This is a genomic window from Halomonas sp. (genome assembly GCF_041689495.1).
Taxonomy (GTDB): Bacteria; Pseudomonadota; Gammaproteobacteria; order Pseudomonadales; family Halomonadaceae; genus Halomonas.
On sequence record NZ_JBDNGD010000467.1, the window covers coordinates 1 to 5483 of the forward strand.

The window sequence follows — 5483 nt, forward strand, 5'->3', positions numbered from 1 at the left end:
CTGTCATCGTCGAGACTGTCATAGTAGAGGACGTATGACGCATCCTGGGTAGGCGGGCCGACCAGGGGCTCGGCCACCGCCACGTCGGGCACGACATCGGAGAGGTCCTCCATGTGCTCATGCTCGATGGCACCCTGGATGACCTCCTCGGTGACAGCCAGTTCGGCCCCCGCAGAGGACATCGGCGTGGCGGGCGCGAAGGGCGCCACGGGTACCGGCGCCGGCCGAACACTGCGCCGCCAGACGAAGAAACCTACCAGGAAAAGCCCCAGGGTGCCCATCGACCAGAACAGGCCGGCATCGCCGATACCGGCCATGATCGGCGAGATGATCGGCGGGCTCAGCGTCGAACCGATGGCATTGACCAACAGGAGGCCCTGGCTCATGCGCACCAGGGCACCGGCCGGGGCACGGTCGGCGGCGTGGCTCACCGCCACCGGATAGAGGGCGAAGACGCCGCCGCCCAGCAGGAACAGCAGGCCGGCCATGACCCAGGTGCTGAGGGGCAGGAACAGCATGCCGGCGGAGATCAGGACGCTGAAGCCACCGATCAGGATCAGCACGATCTGGCGGTCGTGGCGGTCCGACCAACGACCGATAGGATACTGCAGCAACATGGCACCGAGAACCACCATTGCCATCATCTGACCGATCTCGCCAACCGTCAGGCCGATGCGTTGGAGGTAGAGCGGCAGCAGGGAATAGACGGCGGCCACGGCCAGCCCCGAACCGAAGCTACCCATCACGCCGGTGGGTGTCAGGGTGATCAGCCGCAAGGGCGAGAGCGGTTCAGCGTGTTCGATCAATGGCGATACCCGGGGGATCATCGCCATGGGCAGCACCGACAGAGAGGCCAGCAGGCCGATCACCATGAAGGGGGCGGTCACCCCCATGGCATCGGTCACCCCCAGCAGCAACTGGCCGACGACCCCGGCGGCATACAGCGAGATCATGTAGAGCGCCAGCAGTCGACCGCGTATCTTCTGGTCACCGGCGGTGAGCAACCAGCTCTCGATGACCAGATAGACTCCCACCGTGGCCCAGCCGCCGATCAGGCGCAGCACGAACCAGGCCCAGGGCTCGAAGAACAGGCCCTGCAGGAGCACGGTCACCGCCACCAGGGAGGCGAAACTGCCGTAGGCACGGATATGGCCGATGCGCAGCAGCAGGCGGTCATTGAACATCGCGCCCAGCGCCAGGCCGATGAAGTAGGCCGACGACACCCAGCCGATGATCACCGTGGACTCCCCCGCCGTGTCCAGTCGCAGGGTAATCAGGGTGGCCAGGAAACTGTTGCCGATCCCCAGGATGAAGAGCCCCAGCAAGGGGGGCAGGGCCATGGCCAAGAGTTGCCGCGACATGGTGTGCCTCACAGCAGCAGGTGAAAACCAGAGGGTGGCAGAAAATGCTCGAGGCTGCCTGCAGGCCAGGCCGAAAGCAGGCAGGATGATACGCTCACACCATCCGCCGTCAATCGCTGACCATGGCGGGGTAGTGCAGCAGCAGCACCACATCGGGCGCGGGAAATTCCACTCGCATACCCAGCCGCCTGGCCAGCCACCGGAAGCTGGCCTCGCTGAAGAAGACCACATGGGTGGGATCCTGGATGTAGTGCCAACGGGCGAAGGCATCCCGTGACAGGACCCGCTTGGTCATCACGCCTAGCCAGCCGCCCTCGGTCAGCAGGCCCGCCAATCGCTCGAGTTCACGCCCCGGAGTGTAGAGATGCTCGACGACCTCGGTGGCGGTGATGAAATCGTAGCGGCACTCGAATACCCGGGTATCCGGCGCATAGAAGGGATCATAGATCGCCATGGGATGGCCGGCCTCCTCGAACATCACCGATAGCGTTGGGCCGGGGCCGGCACCGAAATCCAGCCCACGGGCACCAGGCGCCAGGCGTTCACGCAGCGGGTCGAAGAGCCGCGATAGGAAACGACGATAGCCCGGGTCATCGGGTGAGTTCTCGTGGCGGTCATAGACCGCCTTCTCGTCGACCGGCGCGAGTCGCTGCCATGGCGGCACGAACACCAGGTCGCAGTTCAAGCACTGAAGGTAGTCGCGCCGCGCATCGCGATGGTAGGGGTGCGCATCGCGCGCCGCACATAGCGGGCAGGGCGTCATCATCGTATCCTCTGTAACCAAACACGCTTTAAAGGAGACGCGAATGCTCTCAGGTCTGGACCATCTGGTCATCACCGTGACCGATATTTCCCGCGCCGTGGACTTCTACTCGCGGGTATTGGGGCTGGAAGTTCGTTACCGCGACCGTGAGCGCGTCGACCTGATGCTGGGCGACATGGCGCTGCGACTGCACTGGACCGATACCGACGTGAGCCCCAAGGCGGCCACCCCCACTCCCGGCAGCCTGGATCTCTGCCTGCGCAGCCTGCTGCCCCTGGAAGAGGTGGCACGCCACCTCGAAGCACTGGATGTCGAGGTGGAACTGGGCCCGATCGCCCGCCAGGGAGCCAACGGCGAGATCGCGTCGATCTACCTGCGCGACCCGGATGGTAATCTGCTGGAGATCAGCCGGCCGATGAAACCTCAGGCGGACTGAGTCGGGCCTCCGAGGCCGCCCATGGATTTATGGCCAGTGGCCGGTATCATGGGCGCTCGATATCCCTATCCCATGGAAGCCGCATGAACGATACAGCGCACAATGACGATCCTCGCGGCCAGCATCCAGTCGCCGACCAGGGCAAGGCCCCGGACAATCTGGAAACCTGGCTGGTCTGATGAGCGAGACGGCTTCAGGCCCCGGCCGCCTCCAGGCAGGCGCCATCGCCCGCTTGTGGCGCCTGCTGGCTTCCCGCCGACTGGCCACGCTGTGGCGCCTGTCGCGCTGGGCCGGGCCCCTTGTCCATCGCGTCAGCCGACGCGAGCGTGAGGTCACCGAGATCAACCTCGCCGAGGTATATCCCGATTGCAGCGACCCCGAGCGCCGCGACCTCGCGCGACTCAGCCTGACCCACTCCACGGCGACCATGCTGGAACTCGGTTTCGCCTGGATGGCCGAGCCTGGGCGAGTGGAAACCGCCATCCTCGAGGTCAGGGGCCGCGAACTGCTCGACGAGGCCAGGGCCGAGGGCCGCGGCGTCATTGTGCTGGCGCCGCACTTCGGCAACTGGGAGGTGCTCAACTTCTGGCTATCCAGTCACCTCCCCTTCACCGCCATGTACGAACCGCCCAAGATCGCCGCCCTGGATCCGGTGATACGCCAGGGCAGGGAGCGCATGGGTGCGCGTCTGGTGCCCACCAATCCGCGCGGCGTGGCGGCCCTGCTCAAGGCCCTCAAGCGCAGCGAGGCCATCGGCATCCTCCCCGACCAGGAGCCGGACTGGGGCAGCGGCGTTTTCGCGCCCTTCTTCGGCCGACTCGCCTATACCGCCACCCTGCTGCCCAAGCTGGTCGCCCGCACCGAGGCCCGGGTAGTCACCGGCGTCGCCCGTCGCCTGCCCGGCCGCGGCTTCGCCATCCACTTCCTGCCCGCCGACGAGCGCGTCTACGCCACCGACGAGGCCCGCTCGGCCGCCGGCGTCAATGCCTGCGTGGAGGCCGCCATCGCCCTGGACCCGGCCCAGTACCAGTGGGAATACAAGCGCTACCGCAAGGTAATCCAGGAGCAGCAGGGGCACCCCGACCACCCCTCCTTCCGGCTCTACTGAGCGGTCAAGGAAATGACCCCGGCATCATGATCCGAAATCCTCATGCAGCCAGCGGCGAAACTGATCCATACCGGGAGACTTCCCGGTATCAGGGGGAAGCATGCCGTCCACGAATCCACGATCCAGGAAGGGTGCCAGGAGGCGGGGGTCGCCGCTGATCACATGGACGGGCACCGCCCCGCTGGCATCATCACCGGTGATCAGGGGCGCCGCCTGGTGGTCGCCCATCAGGATCAGCAGGGTATCCTCATCCACGAAGTCCTCGGCCCAGCGCAGGCTGGCATGCAGCGCATAGTCCACCGACAGGGCGTAGTGATCGCGGATGCGCTCAAGGTCCTGCCAGAGCTCATCGGGGGGATCACCGGCATCTTCCCAGCGGGAATAGACGCTGCCGTCGCCCACCTCGTCCCAGTCGTCCAGCACGGGGATGATCGGCGTCCAAGGGGCGTGGCTGCTGATCAGGGCGATCTGGGCGAAGAGGGGAACCTCAGTCGGCTGCCGGATCCGCTGCTCGAAATGGTGCAGGGTGAACTGGTCGGGCATGGTGACCCAGTTCAGAGGCGGCCCGGCATAGTCGATGTCGCTGGCCGCATGGATCTCGTCGAAGTCATAGGCCTCCCCCTCCGGCCAGGCCAGGGTGATGGCGGGCATTACCGCCAGGGTACGGTGGCCGGTGGCGCGGAAGTCGTCCACCAGGGTATCGCGCTCGCTGGCCAGCATTAGTTGATACCAGAGCTGGTTGTCGATCCACAGGCCACTGAGGGTGCTGGCATGGGCCAGCCAGGATTGCCCGCCGCGAATCGGTGCCTCCAGAGTGCCGGAGGCCATCGAAAGCCCCGCGGCCTGGAGCCGCTCGCCCATTTCCTGAAGACGCGGCACCACGACATCCGCATAGCGATCATCGACGACGGCCGAGACACCGTAGGACTCCACGAATAACAGCACCACATCGCGACCGACCAGCCCCGGCAATGAGCGGGCCGGTGACGGCGAGGCCACCAGTCGCTCGGCAAATTCCCGATGGGCGCGGCGAGTCTCGAGCAGACGCTCGGCCTGGAAATGCAGGGTGTCCAGCAGCGGTGTCCGGGCCTGGGGCAGCAGCCGTGAATGCTTAAGCTCGGCGGCCACCAGCAGGCCGCTGGCCATCAGAAGTCCTGCCCCGATCACCATGGCGGGTCTGGCACGCAGGATTCCCTGGGTCGACTTCAGCAGATACGCCAGCAGCCAGGCGATGGCCACCAGCAGCAGAGCACCCACCAGGGTGACCAGCACGGCTATCACCGCACCCAGGTTGCCCTCCAGCAGATGGAAGACCGAACGCACCAGCGGAATGTCCAGGTAGAGGTTCAGCGAGCGCCCGAAGGCCAGATGAGTCGCCGCATCACCCAGGCCGATGACCAGGACCAGCATTACGGCGACCACGATCGACCATCGCAACCAGGCGAGCCTCGCCGAACCGGGCAGCAGGGCCGGCAGGAGGGCGAGGATCACCGCTTCCAGGGCGATCAGGCGCGACCCCGGCTCGCCGAAGCGCAGCCAGAGCGGTACCAGCAACAGCAGATTGATCAGCACGGCCGAAGCCAGCAGTCTCGGCATGGGTGGGGGCTCCTCGCCGGGTCTCGTGGGGGAACTTTCGTCGGCACCAGAGCCCAATGCCGCTAGGGGCGAGTCCGTGTATCACGCTTGGTGAATGCCACCCTTAAAGTATACAATGGATCGTTGTTGTATAGTTCTTGTCATGTTTTTTAACCCGCCCTACCGACCTTGGCAGCGCTACAGGCAAGACATCGATCGCCACGAGGATACAGGATGCCC

At 65.6% G+C, this 5483-nt stretch carries 5 protein-coding genes; 2 read left to right on the forward strand and 3 right to left on the reverse strand.

The annotated features are described in order from the left end of the window. Both ACESMD_RS14215 and ACESMD_RS14220 read right to left on the reverse strand, forming a co-directional pair. Positions 1 to 1361 (reverse strand): MFS transporter (locus ACESMD_RS14215; RefSeq protein ID WP_372614270.1); only part of this gene is annotated, 1361 nt, incomplete at its 3' end. A 109-nt stretch (positions 1362 to 1470) separates the two neighbouring features. After that, the gene (locus ACESMD_RS14220; RefSeq protein ID WP_372614272.1) at positions 1471 to 2127 is read right to left on the reverse strand and encodes a class I SAM-dependent methyltransferase; all 657 of its coding nucleotides are present in this window, start codon (positions 2125 to 2127) and stop codon (positions 1471 to 1473) included. Positions 2128 to 2167: 40 nt separating this feature from the next. Between ACESMD_RS14220 and ACESMD_RS14225 the strand changes: the two genes are divergently transcribed. Further along, positions 2168 to 2560 (forward strand): VOC family protein, encoded by a 393-nt coding sequence (locus tag ACESMD_RS14225; protein WP_372614274.1) that lies wholly within the window; start codon positions 2168 to 2170, stop codon positions 2558 to 2560. A gap of 178 nt (positions 2561 to 2738) precedes the next feature. Further along, positions 2739 to 3668 (forward strand): lysophospholipid acyltransferase family protein, encoded by a 930-nt coding sequence (locus ACESMD_RS14230; RefSeq protein WP_372614276.1) that lies wholly within the window; start codon positions 2739 to 2741, stop codon positions 3666 to 3668. Positions 3669 to 3692: 24 nt separating this feature from the next. Here the strand turns inward: ACESMD_RS14230 and ACESMD_RS14235 are convergent, their stop codons facing one another. Continuing rightward, complete coding sequence (locus ACESMD_RS14235; protein ID WP_372614278.1) at positions 3693 to 5264, reverse strand: alkaline phosphatase; 1572 nt, start codon at positions 5262 to 5264, stop codon at positions 3693 to 3695. Between the last annotated feature and the right edge of the window lie 219 nt (positions 5265 to 5483).

Coding starts and splice junctions, on each gene's coding strand:
- ACESMD_RS14220 (WP_372614272.1), bottom strand. CDS start 2,127: ATGATGACGCCCTGCCCGCTATGTGCGGCGCGCGATGCGCACCCCTAC.
- ACESMD_RS14225 (WP_372614274.1), top strand. CDS start 2,168: ATGCTCTCAGGTCTGGACCATCTGGTCATCACCGTGACCGATATTTCC.
- ACESMD_RS14230 (WP_372614276.1), top strand. CDS start 2,739: ATGAGCGAGACGGCTTCAGGCCCCGGCCGCCTCCAGGCAGGCGCCATC.
- ACESMD_RS14235 (WP_372614278.1), bottom strand. CDS start 5,264: ATGCCGAGACTGCTGGCTTCGGCCGTGCTGATCAATCTGCTGTTGCTG.